The sequence below is a fragment of the Shewanella sp. MF05956 genome, from assembly GCF_059758055.1.
In genome coordinates this window covers 78,588-98,531 of the sequence record NZ_JCAYNV010000014.1, presented here as the reverse complement: position 1 = coordinate 98,531, position 19,944 = coordinate 78,588, and the positions used below count along the sequence as shown (strand labels likewise).

At 37.8% G+C, this 19,944-nt stretch carries 25 protein-coding genes; 4 read left to right on the top strand and 21 right to left on the bottom strand.

The features are described 5' to 3' along the window. The 5 genes from AC19MX_RS15860 to ccoN all read right to left on the bottom strand — a co-directional run bounded on the left by AC19MX_RS15860 (position 1) and on the right by ccoN (position 3,824). Positions 1-480 (bottom strand): FixH family protein, encoded by a 480-nt coding sequence (locus AC19MX_RS15860; RefSeq protein WP_432400338.1) that lies wholly within the window; start codon positions 478-480, stop codon positions 1-3. 117 nt (positions 481-597) lie between these two features. Next, on the bottom strand, positions 598-1,566 hold the full coding sequence (gene ccoP / locus AC19MX_RS15855) for a cytochrome-c oxidase, cbb3-type subunit III (protein WP_432400358.1): 969 nt from the start codon (positions 1,564-1,566) through the stop codon (positions 598-600). 5 nt (positions 1,567-1,571) lie between these two features. After that, entirely contained in the window at positions 1,572-1,748 is a 177-nt protein-coding gene (locus AC19MX_RS15850) for a cbb3-type cytochrome oxidase subunit 3 (protein WP_188921498.1), read from the bottom strand. A gap of 9 nt (positions 1,749-1,757) precedes the next feature. Then, entirely contained in the window at positions 1,758-2,384 is a 627-nt protein-coding gene (ccoO, locus tag AC19MX_RS15845; protein WP_432400337.1) for a cytochrome-c oxidase, cbb3-type subunit II, read from the bottom strand. Positions 2,385-2,396: 12 nt separating this feature from the next. Then, on the bottom strand, positions 2,397-3,824 hold the full coding sequence (gene ccoN, locus AC19MX_RS15840) for a cytochrome-c oxidase, cbb3-type subunit I (RefSeq protein ID WP_432400336.1): 1,428 nt from the start codon (positions 3,822-3,824) through the stop codon (positions 2,397-2,399). A 269-nt stretch (positions 3,825-4,093) separates the two neighbouring features. On the opposite strand from ccoN, the gene AC19MX_RS15835 reads away from it, so the two are divergent. The 3 genes from AC19MX_RS15835 (at position 4,094) to AC19MX_RS15825 (ending at position 6,707) form a co-directional block, all read left to right on the top strand. Continuing rightward, entirely contained in the window at positions 4,094-4,543 is a 450-nt protein-coding gene (locus AC19MX_RS15835; RefSeq protein ID WP_432400335.1) for a hypothetical protein, read from the top strand. Positions 4,544-5,052: 509 nt separating this feature from the next. After that, complete coding sequence (locus AC19MX_RS15830) at positions 5,053-5,298, top strand: hypothetical protein (protein ID WP_432400334.1); 246 nt, start codon at positions 5,053-5,055, stop codon at positions 5,296-5,298. Between the two features lie 110 nt (positions 5,299-5,408). Beyond that, on the top strand, positions 5,409-6,707 hold the full coding sequence (locus AC19MX_RS15825; protein WP_432400333.1) for a tyrosine-type recombinase/integrase: 1,299 nt from the start codon (positions 5,409-5,411) through the stop codon (positions 6,705-6,707). A 539-nt stretch (positions 6,708-7,246) separates the two neighbouring features. Here the strand turns inward: AC19MX_RS15825 and AC19MX_RS15820 are convergent. From AC19MX_RS15820 to AC19MX_RS15745, 16 genes are all read right to left on the bottom strand, one after another. Next, positions 7,247-8,407 (bottom strand): PcfJ domain-containing protein, encoded by a 1,161-nt coding sequence (locus AC19MX_RS15820; RefSeq protein ID WP_432400332.1) that lies wholly within the window; start codon positions 8,405-8,407, stop codon positions 7,247-7,249. A gap of 190 nt (positions 8,408-8,597) precedes the next feature. Next, entirely contained in the window at positions 8,598-9,347 is a 750-nt protein-coding gene (locus tag AC19MX_RS15815) for a PoNe immunity protein domain-containing protein (protein ID WP_432400331.1), read from the bottom strand. A gap of 137 nt (positions 9,348-9,484) precedes the next feature. Continuing rightward, positions 9,485-10,243: a PoNe immunity protein domain-containing protein gene (locus AC19MX_RS15810; protein ID WP_432400330.1), complete on the bottom strand. Its 759-nt coding sequence runs from the start codon at positions 10,241-10,243 to the stop codon at positions 9,485-9,487. Between the two features lie 312 nt (positions 10,244-10,555). After that, complete coding sequence (locus tag AC19MX_RS15805) at positions 10,556-11,713, bottom strand: ADP-ribosylglycohydrolase family protein (RefSeq protein ID WP_432400329.1); 1,158 nt, start codon at positions 11,711-11,713, stop codon at positions 10,556-10,558. Positions 11,714-11,960: 247 nt separating this feature from the next. Next, on the bottom strand, positions 11,961-12,713 hold the full coding sequence (locus AC19MX_RS15800; protein WP_432400328.1) for an Imm49 family immunity protein: 753 nt from the start codon (positions 12,711-12,713) through the stop codon (positions 11,961-11,963). A gap of 296 nt (positions 12,714-13,009) precedes the next feature. Further along, positions 13,010-13,195 (bottom strand): Imm49 family immunity protein, encoded by a 186-nt coding sequence (locus tag AC19MX_RS15795; protein WP_432400327.1) that lies wholly within the window; start codon positions 13,193-13,195, stop codon positions 13,010-13,012. A 6-nt stretch (positions 13,196-13,201) separates the two neighbouring features. After that, the gene (locus AC19MX_RS15790) at positions 13,202-14,053 is read right to left on the bottom strand and encodes an immunity 49 family protein (RefSeq protein ID WP_432400326.1); all 852 of its coding nucleotides are present in this window, start codon (positions 14,051-14,053) and stop codon (positions 13,202-13,204) included. Next, complete coding sequence (locus tag AC19MX_RS15785; protein WP_432400325.1) at positions 14,050-14,496, bottom strand: hypothetical protein; 447 nt, start codon at positions 14,494-14,496, stop codon at positions 14,050-14,052. Before AC19MX_RS15785 ends, AC19MX_RS15790 begins: the two co-directional genes overlap by 4 nt. A gap of 267 nt (positions 14,497-14,763) precedes the next feature. Next, complete coding sequence (locus tag AC19MX_RS15780; protein ID WP_432400324.1) at positions 14,764-15,231, bottom strand: hypothetical protein; 468 nt, start codon at positions 15,229-15,231, stop codon at positions 14,764-14,766. Positions 15,232-15,378: 147 nt separating this feature from the next. Further along, positions 15,379-15,501 (bottom strand): DNA/RNA non-specific endonuclease, encoded by a 123-nt coding sequence (locus tag AC19MX_RS15775; protein ID WP_432400323.1) that lies wholly within the window; start codon positions 15,499-15,501, stop codon positions 15,379-15,381. Between the two features lie 82 nt (positions 15,502-15,583). Continuing rightward, the gene (locus tag AC19MX_RS15770) at positions 15,584-15,811 is read right to left on the bottom strand and encodes a hypothetical protein (protein ID WP_432400322.1); all 228 of its coding nucleotides are present in this window, start codon (positions 15,809-15,811) and stop codon (positions 15,584-15,586) included. Between the two features lie 44 nt (positions 15,812-15,855). Then, on the bottom strand, positions 15,856-16,338 hold the full coding sequence (locus AC19MX_RS15765) for a hypothetical protein (protein WP_432400321.1): 483 nt from the start codon (positions 16,336-16,338) through the stop codon (positions 15,856-15,858). A gap of 62 nt (positions 16,339-16,400) precedes the next feature. Beyond that, on the bottom strand, positions 16,401-16,898 hold the full coding sequence (locus tag AC19MX_RS15760; protein WP_432400320.1) for a hypothetical protein: 498 nt from the start codon (positions 16,896-16,898) through the stop codon (positions 16,401-16,403). 39 nt (positions 16,899-16,937) lie between these two features. Then, positions 16,938-17,690 (bottom strand): Imm49 family immunity protein, encoded by a 753-nt coding sequence (locus AC19MX_RS15755; protein WP_432400319.1) that lies wholly within the window; start codon positions 17,688-17,690, stop codon positions 16,938-16,940. Positions 17,691-18,011: 321 nt separating this feature from the next. Then, complete coding sequence (locus AC19MX_RS15750; RefSeq protein ID WP_432400318.1) at positions 18,012-18,866, bottom strand: immunity 49 family protein; 855 nt, start codon at positions 18,864-18,866, stop codon at positions 18,012-18,014. A gap of 14 nt (positions 18,867-18,880) precedes the next feature. Continuing rightward, the gene (locus tag AC19MX_RS15745) at positions 18,881-19,219 is read right to left on the bottom strand and encodes a hypothetical protein (protein ID WP_432400317.1); all 339 of its coding nucleotides are present in this window, start codon (positions 19,217-19,219) and stop codon (positions 18,881-18,883) included. Positions 19,220-19,701: 482 nt separating this feature from the next. Between AC19MX_RS15745 and AC19MX_RS15740 the strand changes: the two genes are divergently transcribed. Then, on the top strand, positions 19,702-19,911 hold the full coding sequence (locus tag AC19MX_RS15740) for a TOBE domain-containing protein (protein ID WP_432400316.1): 210 nt from the start codon (positions 19,702-19,704) through the stop codon (positions 19,909-19,911). Positions 19,912-19,944: the final 33 nt, after the last annotated feature.

Here is a 19,944-nt window from a genome sequence, read left to right as displayed (position 1 = left end):
TTAATTAAGCCAATATTCAACGTCATCTTTAATTTCGATACGTTGTTGAATTCGCCATTTTGCATCAAAACCTTCAATACGTACTTCCCAGGGGCCTTTGATTGCAGCATCTAAAGGAATGCGATAAACATAGTTAGCATCAGCAGTCGCATTTAAACTGAAATCGTTCGCTTCAATCGTTGGGTGATAAAAACGGACATTTAACGCTGCACGATATTCAGGACCACCTTGTTGAGTGATTTGTAACTCTTGGTCAGTGACTTTAACTAAAAACTTCATGCCTATTTGCTGCGCATATTTTATCTTGCGCAAGTCCATGTTAATGGCTTTGCCTTCTTTGTAATATTCTTCAGCAACCAAAGAGTCAGAATTATCTAACGCAATTTTTAATGTGGTTAAGCTGGCAATAACGGCACACATTGGTAAAACGATTAAAAACCAAGGCCAAAATTGTTTATACCAAGGGGGTTGATTCGACATGATACATCCTAAATATAGTGTAAAAATTTACCGCAGTATTTTAACGCGTAACAGCTTAATAATCACTTAAAAAAAAGGCCTCGATTATCTCGAGGCCTTATATTTAGCTATTGATAACTATTTGTTTGATAAGCTATAAACATAAGCAGCAATAACGTGAACTTTCTCTTCACCGAGAATGTCTTTCCATGCAGGCATAACACCGGCACGACCGTTAATGATTGACTCAGAAATAACGCCACGGCTTCCGCCATATAACCAAACATTGTCCGTTAGGTTAGGGGCACCCATGAACTTGTTGCCTTTTGCGTCCATACCATGACACGCAAAACAACCTTTCATGAACGATCCTTGGCCTTGAGCAGCTAATGCTTCGTCGTGTTCACCACCAGACAGTTTAATGACGTATTCAGCAAGACCTTTAATCTCGCTGTCTTCGATAGGTAAACCACCTTTAGGCGGCATCATACCGTTACGACCATTCATTAACGTGGTTTTAATAGTGGCTAAATCGCCACCGTATAACCAATCTGAATCAGTAAGGTTAGGGAAGCCTTTACCGCCACGCGCATCCGAACCATGACATTGAGCGCAGTTTTGTAAAAACAAACGGCCACCCACTTTCAATGCTTCTTCATTGTTAACTAACTCTTCTAACGGAGTTGCTAAGTACGCAGCAAAAATAGGACCATATTTTTCATCAGCATGGGCCACTTCGCGGTCATACTGTGATAAACGGTTTTCTGCTTTTGCGGCTTCAAGTGCTGCTGCTGAATCGGCTTTAATACCATTTTCAGTACCAATACTTTGGTTAGAACTTGTCCAACCAAACAGACCTTTGTAGTTACCTAGGCCTGGGTATAGAGCTAAATAGATCACACCGAACACGATAGTCAGATAGAACATATAAGCCCACCACTTTGGTAGCGGGTTATTGAGTTCTTCAATGCCATCAAACTTGTGGCCCATTGATTTGCCTTCTTCTACACCAGTGTAATTATTATTCACTAGCTTAAGCAGAATAAAACAACCAACAATGACCACAATCGTCAGTACAGAAATCCAAATGCTCCAGAAGTTACTCATAATCATTACTTCTGCTCTCCTGAGTCTTTAGACATTTTAGCCAGTTCGTCGTCTGAAAATACTAAGTTAGCCGCTTCGTCAAATTTCGACTTGCTGTGCTTACTGTATGCCCAGTAAAAGATCCCGACAAACGTCACCATGACAATAATGGTTAAAATGCCTTGAAAAGTACCGTAATCCATTATTGCCTCCTACTTGAGTGCGTGACCCAAAGATTGCAAATACGCGATTAGTGCTTGTAGTTCAGTTTTGCCTTCAACCGCTTTTTGAGCGCCAGCAATCTCTTCATCAGTGTAAAGATCATTACCTTTATAACCGCCTTTGTGCAGGTTACGTAAGATAGTCATCTTGTCACCAGTGAGTTCACCGTCTAGCGTATTTTCAGCTAACCAAGGGAAACCAGGCATGTTCGACTGTGGCACCACATCACGTGGGTTCATTAAATGCACTTCATGCCATTTATCGCTGTAACGACCACCAACACGAGCAAGATCAGGACCTGTACGCTTAGAACCCCATTGGAAAGGGTGGTCCCAAACAGATTCGCCAGCGACAGAGTAATGCCCATAACGTTCAGTTTCAGCACGTAAAGGACGGATCATCTGGCTGTGACAGTTATAACAACCTTCACGGACATAAACGTCACGACCTTCAATCTGTAACGCAGTGTAAGGGATCAAACCTTCAACCGCTTCAGTCGTGTCTTTTTGAAAAATTAGCGGCGTAATTTGCACCAAACCACCAAAACTAATGGCGATAACAGTGAAAATGGCTAGCAGGCCGACGTTCTTTTCAATTAATTCATGATTAAATTTCATCGAATCTGCTCCTTAAGCTTCTGCAATAGCAGGTAGTGAATCTTTAGGCGCTTTAACGGTACGAATAACGTTATAAGCCATAATCAACATACCAGTTAAGAAGAAACAACCACCGATAAAGCGGACGAAGTAGAATGGATAAGATGCTTCTAAACTCTCAACAAAACTGTACGTTAACGTACCGTCAGAGTTTACTGCACGCCACATAAGGCCTTGCATAACACCAGAAATCCACATACTTACGATATACAACACCGTACCGATAGTCGCTAACCAGAAATGCACATTAACAAGCGAAGTGCTATACATGCGGCCTTGATTAAACAACACAGGAACTAAGTGATATAACGAACCAATTGACACCATTGCAACCCAGCCTAGCGCGCCAGAGTGAACGTGACCAATAGTCCAGTCAGTGTAATGAGATAATGCGTTTACTGTTTTGATTGCCATCATTGGGCCTTCGAAGGTAGACATACCATAGAAAGACAATGAAACAACTAAGAAACGTAATACTGGGTCTGTACGTAGCTTATGCCAAGCACCAGACAGGGTCATAATACCGTTAATCATACCGCCCCAAGAAGGTGCGAATAGAATTAATGACATCACCATACCTAAAGACTGAGTCCAGTCAGGAAGGGCAGTGTAATGTAAATGGTGAGGACCGGCCCAAATGTATAACGCAATCAATGCCCAAAAGTGAACAATAGACAAACGGTAAGAATACACAGGGCGACCAGCTTGCTTAGGTACGAAGTAATACATCATCCCCAAGAAACCGGCAGTAAGTAAGAAGCCTACCGCATTATGACCATACCACCACTGAACCATTGCATCGACCGCACCAGAATATATAGGGTATGACTTAGTCAAACTAACGGGTACAACCATTGAGTTAACAATGTGTAATACAGCAACAGTGATAATAAAGGCACCAAAGAACCAGTTAGCCACATAAATATGTGACGTAGTTCGTTTAGCGATTGTGCCAAAGAAGACAATTGCATAGCTCACCCAAATAATCGCAATCGCGATATCAATAGGCCACTCTAATTCTGCATACTCTTTACTTTGGGTAATACCCAAAGGTAGTGTAATTGCAGCTGCAATAATAACGGCTTGCCAACCCCAAAATGTAAATGCGGCTAATTTAGGCGCAAATAGACGGACTTGACAAGTACGTTGCACAACATAGTAGGATGTAGCGAAAAGGGCTGATGTTCCGAACGCGAAAATCACCGCATTGGTATGTAAAGGTCGTAAACGACTAAACGTTAACCAAGGTGTGTCGAAGTTCAGTTGTGGCCAGATTAACTGAGCCGCAATAAATACACCTACTGCCATACCAAAGATTCCCCACAAAACTGTGGTTAATGCGAATTGGCGAACAATAGTGTAATTGTAATCAGCGCCTGTAGACTGGGAATGGTTCATCATAATGCTTCCACGGCTTATTACTTATACTTTAATATTTAGCAAAGCGAGCTTTACCTGTTAAGTTGACAAATGGTTACAAAACTAGCCAGTGTTGACTATTTTTACAGCTATTTGTCAATGTGTTACCTCGAGTTTATTGTCTCTATCACGAGGCGGTGTAATGATACTTGAGCTGAGTCAAAAAAGATACTTCACAACATGCATCAAAGTTGATCTAGATCAAGGTCTATAAGAGAATGTTATCAATTAATGAGTAAAGGTTAATCCTCGTGTATAAAATAATCAAAATCTCGACACTAGTCATTTCTTCAATGTTTTTAGTGGCATGTGACAATAAAAAAAATACAGACCAAACATCTTTTGCAGAAGATCTTACATTATGTCAATTTTCCACAGGAGAATGTAGCAAGAACGTTGCAGATATCAGCGTCGGCTTAATGATCGATCCGGTGCATACTCCGAGCGAAAAACCAATAAATATTACGCTAAAATCAACACAAGCGATCACTAATATTTCAATGAGAATAGAAGGGAGAGATATGTTTATGGGTGTTATACCTGTTTCATTATCTTCTGTAACAGACAATGAAGCACACGGCACACTTATTTTTGGCTCATGCAGCAGTAATTATATGGTTTGGCGGGCATTCGTTATGTTTGATTATCAAAATCAACAGCGAACCCTCATTTATGATTTTCTAGCCGATAATCCAAATTAATAGTATCAGCAAGAATGTAGGTAATAGTGCATGTAATAGTGCATATGATAGTGCATATGATAGTGCATATGATAGTGCATATGATAGTGCATCTATAGAGTGTAAGTAACAGTGCAAGCACAAACTGGATAAAACAGGTAACGTAAATGTTCAGTGCTTACCCTTATAACACCAGGGCAGGTAAGCTTAAAAAATTGCCGATAATATATGAAGCAACGATAAAGAGTGAGGGCTGCATTTGATACTAGACGGTGAGTGAAGCAATCATCAGCTGTCAGCTATCTCATAAAAAATCCTCACAATCTCGTTGATATCAACCAGGTTGGTTTGCAGCCCATGTTTTCTGCAATTGAAACCCTAATAGGTATCTCTTTATAAATAATGGCTGACAAAGCAGGGCGTATTGCTCGATAAAGTTCACAAAACGATAATGACACGCAACAATCTAATTGATAATCATTCTCAACAATGTATTATAAAATATATGATGTGACGATGAGGAAGGCGATATGGCCAAAATCAATGTAGCGATAGAAAGCAGTAAAGTAGCACAACTGATTAAAGCAGGGCATTTATGCGCAGCCGATTTACAATGTTTAGACCGTGACAGTAAGCAAACTCTATGGCAATTATGCCTGTGGAGTTGTCAAAAAACACAGTGCCAACAAAATTGCCCATTATCCGAGAAGCCCAGGTCAACAGAACAAACCATATACGACAAAGACATTAACCTTCAAACCTCCATTATTAGCTAAGTGCATCAGCGAGTCACATCAATTGATGCCGATAAATAACGTTATCGGCATCAAGCATAATTGGCTATAATATACATATAATCAATAACCTAAAATTAAAAGCTATCGTAATGACAACAGAGCCGCTACCGCCAGTATTACCACTTTTTGACGCTGCAGATCATGTATTGCAAGGTAATGCATTCGTTAACCATTACATAACCCGCATTTCAATCGATAAAGTGGCAGATGCAGGCCTCATTATTGAACATTGTGCCGACTGGTTATTTGAACAAAAACAGTCAGAAAACAACTATAAAGCGTACCGTAGCGAGATGACAACTTATTTGCATTGGTGTTTTGATGTCGTTTCATTGTCACCAATCGCAGTCACACGCAAAGACATCGCCAAATACATTGATTATTGTCAATCACCACCAAACAACTTAATTGGCTACTTTAATGTGGCACAATTTAAACTAGATAAAGCCAGCGGCGAACGAATTCCCAATGTGCAATGGCGGCCATTTATAGGCAAAAAACAACTTGGTAAATGCCTGCCATATCAATTAAGTGACAATGCTTTAAAGACAAAAGTAGCAATATTATCATCATTTTATGGCTACTTAATTAGTGAAGAATATACCGAGCGCAACCCAGCACAGCTATGGCTCAAGCACAGCCGTTTTGCCATTAAACGTAAATTCACCCTGGACGAAGACAACAATCACCATGCTTTTACTGAATTACAATGGTCCTATGTTGTCAGCACCGCTGAGCAATTAGCCCACAAGCAGCCAGAGCAACATCAACGTAGTTTATTTTTAATCACACTATTATATAGCTGCTATTTACGTATATCTGAAATCAGTGCACGTGCAGGTTATGCACCCATAATGAGTCAATTCAGGCAAGACCCACATTCAAGCATTTGGTATTTTCACGTGCCATTCTCTAAAAGCGGCAAAGCACGCAACATCGCCATTTCCAAAGTATTACTTAAAAGCCTTGTTCAATACCGGCAATATTTAGGCTTAACAGATTTACCCAACATTAACGATCAACATCCTATCTTTATCAGACACAAAGCCGCTGCCCACGGACGAGAATCTGGAAGCGTCAATGCCAATCTAGGGATAAGACACATACGAGATGAAATCGATAAGTTAATCAATCTAGCAGCCGACAACGCAGCAAAAGATGGATTCGATCACGACAGCCAATTAATGCGTAAGCTTACTGCACACAACATTCGCCACACAGGTATTACGCACGACATCAATATTAATCAGCGTCCATTGTCACATGTACAAGCAGATGCCGGCCACGAAAGTATCGATACCACATCACAGTATTTACACACAACACAGACTGAACGCCATCAAAGTGCAGCAAACAAACCCTTAAATCATCTTGCTGAAATTAAATAATTGCCACGTATGAGTAGTAAAAAGTTAAAGCAGACAATCTCAGCACGATTTTAAACATCGTGCTGATGCGATAAATTACGCTATACGTACAGGAACCATAAAATAACTAACAATCTCGATATTTAACATAACAGCAAATATACGCATATATGACCTGCACATAACTATGCGCACAATGTATATTATGTTAAATAGGATATTTGTGTTTATGAGTTGATAACCTGTTTGTGGCTTGTCAAACCAAATGACTTTTGTGTCAACTTTTGACTGGGACTTTAAGCCATTATTAATCAATAACTTAAACTCGATTCAACTTTGAATTATTACCTTTTAGGTTCAAATCTATACATCAGAGCGCTTTTTATGCCAGTTTTCACCACCTGACTTTAATAAAACACGTGGTATGTTTTTTTGATGTGTTTGTGCATGTTTTACGACGGTATCTTTGTTAGACAATCGAGTTTGCCTGGTGATGTGATGTTGAAATTGTTGAAACGCATCTTTGCAATCACCAAAGCCAGAGTTTGTGAATTAGACAACTAAGTTTTTAACTCCACCTGATGATCATAACCTTGCTTATAGATTTTCTTCACTCTCTCAAACCATGCATAGACTAACTCTTGGGTTTCATTAGTTGCGATTGCATTGCGTATTCCCTTGATTTGGTCCAATTCAAGTATGCCAATGCGTTTATTGACTTTCACTCCAATGGTTACTCTTTGTGGGAGATCCATTTTAAACGCGAAATAATGTCCTGATACAATTCGATTGTGATAAACAGCAATACAATGCTTTTGAGTCATACCTTCATTAATAAGCGCATCATAATTATCTATTGCGGGAAAGTTAGGCTCACTCGCGATCAATTGTGGATATGGTGCATCAGCATCAACTGGCCTGTGTTCCAATCTTTCAATATCATTACGTTGATCAATCCATTGTTGATGCAATCTTTCAAGCTCATCAAATGACGAAAGCTGGCCAATTCTATTAGCAGGCTCATTTATTCCGAGCGCTAAACCAAGTGCTATGGTGTCAGCCAAACAAGCACGTAACGGCCCTCTTTTGATACTTTTATCATTTGCTATAGCATGGCCCAATTTTGTGCAGGTTAGAAATGGGTATCGGTTATCCAGGCTTATGGTCAAATAGTTTATTACCTGATGATGTTTAAAAACTTTGTAACGACACATTCTCTTGTCTAACAGTTTTTTCAAAAACTTTAACTCTATATCTCTATCAAACTTGAGTGTTAGCTTGTCGATAAATTTGAGTGTGGCTTTCGAATTGTCGTATCCGAGTTCACTCAGAATGTCGCGTTGTCCTAGCTGACTCAATGCTAATGCCTTTTCATTATCAATTGAGTACTGCTCACAAATAAGCACTAATAATAATGGGCGCATTAATAGCAATTGCGCGGCTTGTTCACTATTAGCGGCAAGCCACAAAAGCTGATACTGATGCTCAGGAAAAGCATTCGTGATTGAAATATACTGCTCGGGAATTTGCGCCAACCATTCATCACCTAATGCAAACTGAGTGATGAAGTTAAGTCCTAACCCTAGCCCACCTTCTAATAACTCTTTGCGCTCAGTGTTATTAAATACTCTATAAGCACATAGTTTTTGATGCCAACTATGCAGCTCTATATCATAGTCAAAACCCAGGTGAGTCGTTTGTATGGTTAGTTGTAAATCCATGTATCTGCCTGTTTTATGTTAAGATTTGACTTTTAAACACAGTGTTAAATAAACCATGCTAAGGAACTATTGAATTACTACAGGTAGAGGGTGTAACAGATTCTGTGTAAGCTGCATTTTAATCTCAAATTCAGTGACTAACTCTTCGAAATATTGAATATTTCGACGTTTATCCCTAACAGCCATTAACTTACTCTCCATTCCAGTGCACTAAGTCTTTTGGGTAATAAGGATGATTAAGATAAATGGTGTCATCAATATTGTACAGTTTTGTTACCAATGCAGACTCCCAGCACCAATAACCTATATAAGCATCTGTACTCATCAAGTGATAATCAGGACTTCCCTCTAACTTATACCAAACGTCTAGATAATCTTTTAATAATTCAGGTTGCTGCTCAGGTTCACTTTCAATAACATTATAAAGTTTACTAAAACGCTTTTGAAAAAGTAATTCTTTAGATACTGTACGCTCAACATCACCCATTTCAACTGCAATTTTATCCAATAATGAGTCAAGACCTTGATTAGCAATTAAAGCTAACATATGTAGGTAATACTCCTTACCCATATCCAAACAATAAGCAAAACTTAGCCATTTCAGGAATTCTTCTAAGTAATCTTCTCGAATTTCTTCCCAACCTATACGCTCAGCCTGTTCATTGTCAGGTAATGCATCAGCATAATTTTTTTGCCATTGGCGATACTCTAACGCTTTGAGTAGATCTGGCTTTAGTGTTGAGAGTTCATCACCACGTGAATATTTTTGATGTAATAAATACATAGAGTCACTGACTAGCCTAAACGAGCCTTTCATTTTTACTTCTATTGAATCAGTATCATCATATTTAATTTCTTCAACATCCTCTGCAATACATTCTTTTTTAAACGCTACACGTTCATCATAATATGCTTTATTTTTTAAGGTATCTCGTAACATGATTTGTTCTCTTATAACTCAAGTGCTTTAACTATTATGCTTGCATTTATATTTAATGCTTTTACTGACAGGCTTCCATTTTTTTATTGCGAATTAGTAGTTTTTTATTCTTTCAAATATCTCGTATCGTCACTTCTCTACTTATTTGAGCTACCTTGCCAATGTACTAAATCTTTTGGATAGTATTCATGATCGATAAAACTGCTATCGTCAATGTCATAAAGCTTAACGACTAAGGCAGCCTCCCAACACCAGTAGCCTATATAGGCATCGGTGTCCATTAAATGGTAATCAGGGCTTCCTTCTAGCTTATACCAAGCATCTAAATATGCCTTTACTAAGGTAGGGCGTGCTTCTGGCTCGCTTTCAATAACTTTATAAAGCTTGCTAAACCGCTTTTTAAAAAGTAATTCTTTGGATACTTCACGTTCAAAATCTCCCATCTCAACGGCAATTTTATCCAATAATGAGTCAAGACCTTGATTAGCAATTAAAGCTAACATATGTAGGTAATACTCCTTACCCATATCCAAACAGTAAGCAAAACTTAGCCATTTCAGGAATTCTTCTAAGTAATCTTCTCGAATTTCTTCCCAACCTGTACGCTCAGCTTGTTCGTTATCAGGTAATGCATCAGCATAATTTTTTTGCCATTGACGATACTCTAACGCTTTGAGTAGATCTGGCTTTAGAGATGAAAGTTCATCACCGCGTGAATATTTTTGATGTAATAAATACATAGAGTCACTGACTAGTCGAAAAGAATTTCTCATCTTTACGTCATTGGTAAATTTTCCATCCGATTCAATTTTACTTACCTTTTTTTCAATAGATTTTAACCTGAATTCAATTCTATCGTTATAGTAATCTTTTGTTCTTAAATGCTCTCTTATCATCTTCAACCCCAGGGCGAGATCGCGAACGTTTTATGAACAAATTGAGTGTATTTATCAAACTACATTTGTTCGGAATTTTATCACCTCAAGAATGATTGGAAGTGATTCTATACTGAAAACATTCATTGTGAGCAAAAAATGCACACTCATGCGGTTGCCCTGTCTTCAACCCCTTGCAATAATATGTATTTTTATTGATGACATCGTATTACCCTTGTCATTGTCATTGTCGTTTTTAATAAAAGGTGAAATCTGGAAAAAGGCCAATTAGAGTGAATGGCCATATTATTAATAAATTAAATTATAACTATTTTAAATTGCTCTTTCTGAGATGATTATGTCCTTCAGCTCTTCAGCTTTTAAATAGAAGCAATGATTTTCTTTTATTTTACGAACCCATCTAAAATCAATAACCCTTTCACCATAATAGGCCCCTGCTAGTTGACCATATACTGCTCCAGTTGTATCTGCATCCTCACCTAAATTAACCGCTAACAGTGCACCTTTTTCAAATGAATCACTATGGAAAAATGCCCATAATACAGCTTCCAAGGTATGCATTACATATCCACTCGCTCGAATATCTTTTGCTTTTTTGTTCTTGTATTCTTCTTCTTTTATTAACTTGAGTACCGAATCACAAAGTGGATTTTGTTCCCAATACTCATCAATAGGTGTATATAACCCATCAAGTAATTCATCTTTTGATATCCCATGTAACGCGCCCCAAATGAGGCCGCTAAAATATCTACATGCATCAACAGCTTCAATTGCACCATGAGTTGTCATTGAACTTAACGCTGCGTACTTAATCGTATTGTCAAAACTATTAAAGTAACGAATAGGAATGGGGGCAATCCGCATGAGGGAGCCATTCCCCGCAGACATTGGAGTTGTATCACCAGATAAAGGGTCGCCTGTTTGCTGGTAACGTTTTAAAGCAGATACAACTGTATTACCAATATCAAAGCATTTTCCTGTTGCACTAAATACCCCGTCTTGCCACCATCTACAATATAAGTCCATTTGATCTTTTAAATCACACTGCTTAGTTCTAATAAGACTATGTGCCAAGCAATACATCATACTTGTGTCATCAGTCCATTCACCTGCTTTTAGATTAAATGGACCACCACCAACAATATCGGTTAAGGGCGGAAAAGAACCAGGTGCTTTAAATTCAACGGTAGTGCCTAACGCATCACCAATCGCACAACCGATTAAAGCGCCTCTAAAACGATTAATATCATCTTCACTATCAACATTAATACGTTGATAGTATCCTTTACACTCTTGGTCTGTAGGAGTCGGTTTTGCAATCCGGAAAACAAAGTACGATGACATCCATTGAGTTTTATGCGGCTCTCTAGAACCACTCAACTTATTTGTCATAAAAGGAAACCGAAGATCGTTGGGGATTTTCTTCTCTCTTTCCCTCATTTCAAGTATCAAAGAGTGTATTTTATACATAATAATTCTCAAATTTCTTCTAAAATAATTTCATTTATGCCGTTAATATTTTTCTCACGAGCTAGTACTCAGAATTTCGTACCGGATTTCAATAAGACCTCTTCTTCAGGTTTCACTGCCACATTAGTGGCTATATTTAGGGGGTATTACCCTTTGACCGAACACATCTTGCAGACTGCGCCAAAAATAAATGGATTAGATTACTCATAAATGTCTCTCTATTATTAGGTGTTTAGTGTTCAGAAATTTAATCGTTAATTAAATATAAAGGTAAATAAAGTGAATCAGTTGTACACTGCCAGCCATGCATATCTTTACCCAATTTAGCCATACTAAGTGCATTCAATGACATCACTGCTCTACCATCTTCTTTATAGTCACCGTATTTACACTCATCAGCGTGCCACGCAATAACTTTGTCTATGCTTGATTGCCATAACTCACTATCTCCTATACTAAGGCCTTTAATGGCTTCAATTAGTGGGACAATATACTGCTGAACATCTTTATCTTTGGTTGATTTCGCCTCAGTGAGCGCATTTTCGATTTCGTTTGTCGACAGTGCTTTGCCTGTACCTATTTTGATGAGTAAATGATCATATAAAAAAATAGCTTTCTTCGTCACGCTGCTGGTTGTAAAGTCATCTGCATGCTCACGTAATTGGCTTATTATTGATTTATCACCAAACAACAAGGCAACATTTAATTCCTCTTGGATTGTCCACTCATTGTTGTGTCCTTTTAGTTCCGAGTCAAAGCCTGTTAAATAAGCAAATGGCGCTGCTTTTTTTAAATAACACTTAGCTTCCTCATAATTTTCTAAAACGTAGTATGCATATGCAAGCTCTTGATACTCGCTTGAAAGTATTTGTGCTGCTTCTTCTTTATCTTCTTGAGAAGCTAACGGATCGTTAATATCAGCAAGCCTGACCTCAATTACCAGAGGTGCATCTTCAAAAAGTTCTTCAAATTCGAAATCATAATTATTTAGTTTTAGCATTTTGTTTCCTATGGAAGAGGTTGAAGCTTACAACGATAAAACATGCCGCCCATTTTAATGACATTGATCTGCAATATGGATTAGGAGTTTGGGAAAAACTATTTATTTCTAGTCCAACATTATCTAATTATCGGCTTACGCCTTCAAGGTCAAACTTTTTGAATAATGCTGCTATCCCATATTGCTTTTCAAACTCGATTTCTTTTTGGTATAACGGGAAAAGTCTGTAGATGTATACAAGGGTATCGTTACAGTTAATTTGCTCTTCACTATCGAAAATACTCCATCTTAACCCGTTAAAAGTATTTACCTTCAATCAAAAAACGCGGAAGTGAATCACTTTCAACCGTTACTTCATTACCCATGTCATGCCACATGCACGCCATGCCGAGTAGTTGTAGGGGTATAAATGAATCGACAGGGATACCACCAGGGTCTGACTCATTAATATGGTAGACATTTAGACGGTCCTTTATAATCATTGAGGTTTACGGCGCTGTCACGTCAAAGTCATTTTTCACTAAAAAATCAGGAATGTAATCAGTTTCAACAGTTAGCTGGTAACCTTTAATATCATAAGCATGGCTAGCAGCAGCAATCAATGGGAGTGATATCCACCCTTGCTGCTCCCTTTTATCTTTTTTCCAATATTTTTTATGAGCCTCTAACGCCTCTACCATAGCTTCATTAAATTCATCTTGTGCGTTGGCTGTGTAAATACAGCGGTATACTGGCATCAAAGGCAACAAAATATGTTGTACATAACTGCGACGACCAGACGCTATTGCATTAGGGTCAGCCGCAATTAATGCCGCCTCAAGTAAGTCCCCCATATTGGCTTCAGGCTCAAATAAACCCTTCATTAAATTAATAAGCGCAGTATCAAATGCATCAGCTTTAATGTTTGCCTTATCAAACACACTTTTAGGTACTTGAATAAGTTGCTCTATCGCTTTTTTGTCACGCAGTGTTACCGCTGCATAAAATACTTTTTCCCACACATCTGTATGTAAATAAGCACCCGCAGGGCCACCTGTTAACGCAAAAGTATCATTATTAATAGTTACATCAAAGGTTTCACCTTGCCGGCAAGCAAATGCATAATTGGCACAACCAAACTCTTTAATATGTTGTAAATAGCGCACAATTTTTTGATGGGGCACATCAGCTAACACCGCATCACCAAAGGCATCAATGGCATCTTGAATAGAGCCACCTAAAACACCTTGAGAGTTTTTAGTTTTAATAGTGTTGATGCCTCTAAGCAGTAACTCTTCGTATCTATTAATTTTATCAATTATACGCTCTATTTTTTTTGCTTCAAAATGTCTTGATATCATGTATTGTATTCCGTCTCTGCTTCAGTGTAGGTATTGCTAAAATCACTGGTTTTTGTTTTGGCTAACGAGCCATCTTTATGTAATTTTTGGCTAACTTTTTTCGATGAAATAAGCTCATCTTTTTTAGCATCTTCAAGCTTATCAACTGTCTCCGCTAAATCATCAACTTGCTTGGTGAACGCTTTATCATTGCCATAGCGGTCGTCGTCCAAAGCATCTTGTGTTTTCTTACGCATATTTTTAATGATACTATCGCGATATTCTGGTGTGCCTTGCTGCACTTGCCTTCCATCTAATCCTTTACGACTGCCCAGTGTTGAGCCACCACCTTTTGCTTCAACGGTAATAATTTGTCCCGTCTTTTCGTTATAATAGATTAGGTCAAATTGCCCTTGCTTACCCTCACCAGGTAACTGACTAGCAATCTCTTTAAACCCCTTCAATAAACCTAGCCATATATGGCAATGTTATTATCAGTTTGGAAATTCTCTTTGAAGTGGTCAATATGTATGGTGTGCTCCCGAAAAAAGGGAGTATAAGATCATAGCGAGATGTTAACGTCAAATATGCATTAAATTGTTCAAAAAACACACACGATCTCGCCCTGATATTTAACCCTAGTTTAGAGCGACATATAATTCAAATTTGAGCGACTGCCCTTGTTAATTTTACCAACAAAATCAAGTTAGCTGACTCCTTGATATTTTGCATTATTTATTTTTCCAATAACGCGGTGCAGTTTCAGGTAAACCTTCCCAGGTCTCAATTTGATTAATTATATCGATATCAAGGTCGTCATATTCTTGGCTGTCAATATCAAGCGATTTATACCACACAAAATCTTCGTCGTATTTAAAGTCAATTGAAAAATCACCTTCTGAGGTGATTTCAAAACGCGCCTTATTCCAAGGTACATCATTTTCACTTTCATTTTTTTGCATGATTTTATAAAGAGCATAGAAAGCCTCATCTACATCTGAAAAACTTACAACACCATTTTTTTCATCTAAATCAAATGTATTAGATGTATTATTAAGTATATAGCTTGCTCCTATTGAAATTGCTTTATCAATCTTATCCATATTGACTTCTAACAATGCAATATCCCAGTATTCAGGAAGTCTTTCATACATTTCTTGACCAATATAATTATATATATCATCAATCTCTTTAAACATCTTAACCTCAACTTTTAAATTTCTTAGGCTTTTGCTGAATGCCATTAACTTTTGATTTAGCAATTAGCCTTTTAGGTGTTGTACTATCTATCACCATCATATTCTACCAATATCTCTACTTAAACTTCATTACCTTTATCTAATTCTTTAGCCCAATTTTTCCATTTGTCGCCATTCACCATAGCGATTTTGATCTTTTAGTTGAGACACTAATTTTAACTTTTCAGCTGGCCCTTGAAATAATGTGCCGACTAAATAATCGCCCTGCATGCCACCCAGGGAGAGAGCGCGAACGTTTTATGAACAAATTGAGTGTATTTATCAAACTACATTTGTTCGGAATGTTATCACCTCAAGAATGATTGGAAGTGATTCTATACTGAAAACATTCATTATGAGCAAAAAATGCACACTCATGCGGTTGCCCTGGCCTAGAGCCTAAACGGCCATCAACAATTAATGATTTTGTAGGAGGAATGAATTTGAGTAATTTATTTAAAGCCGTTTGTACAGCTTTTACATCGTTTAGATTGTTTGTGCCGCCCAATCCAACTGATTGGATTATTCTTATTGTTGACATATCAAAGTCCTTTTAATGGCTTATTATGCTAAATTTCCATATTTTTATTCGTCAGATTTGACCTCGGTGCCAAATGGAACCATCAATGCTTTCTCCACCATATGTTCTACTTTCTCGTCATTTAGCCCGGACAATGTATCAAATAGAGTCTTGCTAAACAGCGACGGTTTTTTAGCCTCATCTTTACTAAAATCCGCAAAAGGTGAATTATCATAATTATCTGACACCTTAAAGCCATTTAATTTACTCACTTGGAATTCAAGGCTTTCTAAATCACCTAGCTTTTTAACATAAGCAGTTATCTCTTCATCTTCTTCTGGAAAATGGTATAAGAAAACACCTTTTTCTGGGAGGTGATACTTTTTAACGCATTCATCGCAGTACCAAGTTAAATCATAACTATCATCGAGAAAATCGATTGCATATGGGATTGGCTTTATCTTGCTATTACTTTTAATGCTTTTCGCTAAATGACTACATACCTTTTGTGCTGTAATAAATTTATTTATCTCTTCTTTTGTAGGCATTATTACTCCGTGTTCATCTATATAATAAATGAATGCAACTCTGAGAAATGAAATCGTATGTTTTACTCTTCGATCAATACTACGATTGATTTATTTTGCTCTGCGGCATCCCTAAACGTAACAAAGTAGCGATCGCGCACTATTTCATAAGCTTGCGGGTCAAGCTCACCAGCCTTAGCCTCAATCTCATCAATTAACTTTAGATTTTCACGACTGTCTATATCTGCTTCGTAATTTTCCTGCATTAAAGGAAATAGATCTTGGACCATTTGACTTGAAAAAAAGCCAAATGCTCCACTTATATCAGCTTCAGGGCCTATTAACTGATGAGGATAATAATTAAATGTGCATACAGGCAATAAACCTTGGCCACCAACAATAGCATCGAGCAATTCAAGCGCTGGAATAAAGCCGCGCATATTGAGCTCTATAGACTGCCACCTCATAGCTTCCTCTTGAGTCGTATCGAGTAATTCTTGATACTTTTGCTCATCACTAGCATCCAGTGTTGTGGGATAAACATCTTCATCAACAATAAATAAATGGATTAGATTACTCATAAATGTCTCTCTATTATTAGGTGTTTAGTGTTCAAAAATTTAATCGTTAATTAAATATAAAGGTAAATAAAGTGAATCAGTTTTACACTGCCAGCCATGCATATCTTTACCCAATTTAGCCATGCTAAGTGCATTTAATGACATCACTGCTCTACCATCTTCTTTATAGTCACCGTATTTACACTCATCAGCGTGCCACGCAATAACTTTGTCTATGCTTGATTGCCATAACTCATTATCTCCTATACTAAGGCCTTTAATGGCTTCAATTAGTGGGACAATATACTGCTGAACATCTTTATCTTTGGTTGATTTCGCCTCAGTGAGCGCATTTTCGATTTCGTTTGTCGACAGTGCTTTGCCAGTGCCTATTTTGATGAGTAAATGATCATATAAAAAAATAGCTTTCTTCGTCACGCTGCTGGTTGTAAAGTCATCTGCATGCTCACGTAATTGGCTTATTATTGATTCATCACCAAATAGCAAAGCGACATTAAGCTTATTTTGGATTGTCCACTCATTGTTGTGTCCTTTTAGTTCCGAGTCAAAGCCTGTTAAGTAAGCAAATGGCGCAGCTTTTTTTAAGTAAAGCTTTGCCTCGGTGTAATTTTCTAAAACATAATGCGCATAGGCTAAATCTTGATATTTATAAGAAAGGATCCTTGCTGCATCCTGCCTTTCTTCATGGGGAGCGTGATAGTTGTTCATATCAGCTAATCTAATTTCAATAGTTATAGGTGCTTTTTTAAATAGCTTTTCAAATTCAAAATCATAATTATTAAGTTTTAGCATTTTGTTTCCTATGGAAGAGGGTGAAGCTTACAACGATAAAACATGCCGCCCATTTTAATGACATTGATCTGCAATATGGATTAGGAGCTTGGTAAAAACTATTTATTTCTAGTCCAACATTATCTAATTATCGGCTTACGCGTTTTTAGGATTGCTAGGCTTACGCCTTCAAGGTCAAACTTTTTGAATAATGCTGCTATCCCATATTGCTTTTCAAACTCGATTTCTTTTTGGTATAACGGGAAAAGTCTGTAAATGTATACAAGGGTATCGTTACAGTTAATTTGCTCTTCACTATCGAAAATACTCCATCTTAACCCGTTAAAAGTATTTACCTTCAATCAAAAAACGCGGAAGTGAATCACTTTCAACCGTTACTTCATTACCCATGTCATGCCACATGCACGCCATGCCGAGTAGTTGTAGGGGGATAAATGAATCGACAGGGGCATGATCTGGACCCGCTTCACTAATGTGGTAGCGTTCTTGCGCTTGCACGTTTTTAGCAAGTGCTTCATTAAAATCACAACCGACATCAAAAGTTGCTGGCGATAAAGCAGCTAGAGTTTCTAAGTATCCAAAAGCAATATATATCGCCCAGTCATCATTTTGCTTAACAGCCATTCCCATACACTCGTCAAGCAATTTTGGGTAATCTGCTTTGCTATGGTGATAAGCTTGAAATACTTCAACGAGCTTATAAGAAACAGGACCTGCTTGCGTAGCACTTTGTTTCATTGTTTCTATAGGGAAATTTGCCAAGCTATCCATACTTTCAGTATCGCGAGTGATCACCGCCAAAAAATAGGCATCAATCCATTGTGATGGAGCTGCACGTCCAGATTCTAACATCCCTTTACCATTCCATGTCACTTCAGGTAAATCATATATTTTAAAGGTAAGGTCTTGCTCTGGGTACTGTGCAAGCTTTAAGAACGCGGCGTACATTTTTGACGCATAACGTAGCCCACTAGCAGATTCATTTTCTATCTCTGGGGTTTGAACTTCCCAAGTAAGCCAGCGAGAGAAGTTTATATATTCTTGTGCATATCTAAGAAGGTTATCTCTATTCTTTATTATATTAATCGAACATCTATCTATTCTAGACCTTGACGTCAGAAGCCTTCGTTCTAGACTTACATTTTTGAAATTAGGGGTGTAATTTCGATTTAGCATTATTTACCTCCTTTTCATTCACGGGTATCAATTGCATTAAACACATTGGGATCTATATCGAATTCGCTAATTTCGACAGCTTCAACAACAGACTTACCAGAAGTACGGGTTATTGGTGTTTTAACATGTAAATACTGAACTTTATTTCTCTCAAACACGGCGTTATTAATAGCTTCAGCAGCTAAATAATCGGACTCTTTATTACTACCTGCCATTTTTTTAGTAATGGCTTCAGCATATTCCGTTGTGCCTTGTTGATAGTATTCATCACCAATTTTCATTTTACCTAATGGGCTACTGCCACCCTTGGCTTCAACAATAATGACATCGCCATTAGCATTTTTATACACCATATCAAAGTTACCCTTTACCGATGTAGAACTAGCTAAGCTCGTTGGGTGAATGCGAGTATAACCAGGGTACTGTATCTTAATCGCCGCATCTGCGGCCTTTTCTCCGATTTTTGCTAATTCATTGTTAAGCTTTGGTATTTGGTCATTATAACGTTTTGTTTCTTCTGGTGAAGCTTTTGCCTTGTGCTTATCTTGCTCTATTCTGCTCTATTCTGCTCTATTCTGCTCTATTCTTCTCATAACAAAAATATTTAATCTCATATGAAACAAGCAATAAGTTTTCAGTACACCGACAGGTATATTGTATTGTTCCTTTATGCAATATCACTCAGGCGGCAATTGACATGCTCTACAATTAAAATGTGACCTACCCTAGTTATTTGAAACGAGACTCGCTATCTTATGGATAAATAAGACTATAATTAATCATAGTATTGCTAAAGATAATCTTTATCATTCATAACCTCAACACGGAGAAGTACATGAAAATAAGTGCAAGAAATCAATTAAAAGGCACGGTTAAAGCAATCCAAACGGGTGCTGTTAACTCTGAAGTGACTATCGAATTAGCTGGCGGGGAACATATTGCATCGATTATCACTAACGAAGCGGTAAAATCACTTGATTTGAAAGTGGGTTCTACTGCATATGCAATTGTTAAAGCATCGAGCGTTATGCTTGCTGTTGATTAATGGTTAGATAAAGAACGTTAGCGCTATTTAACT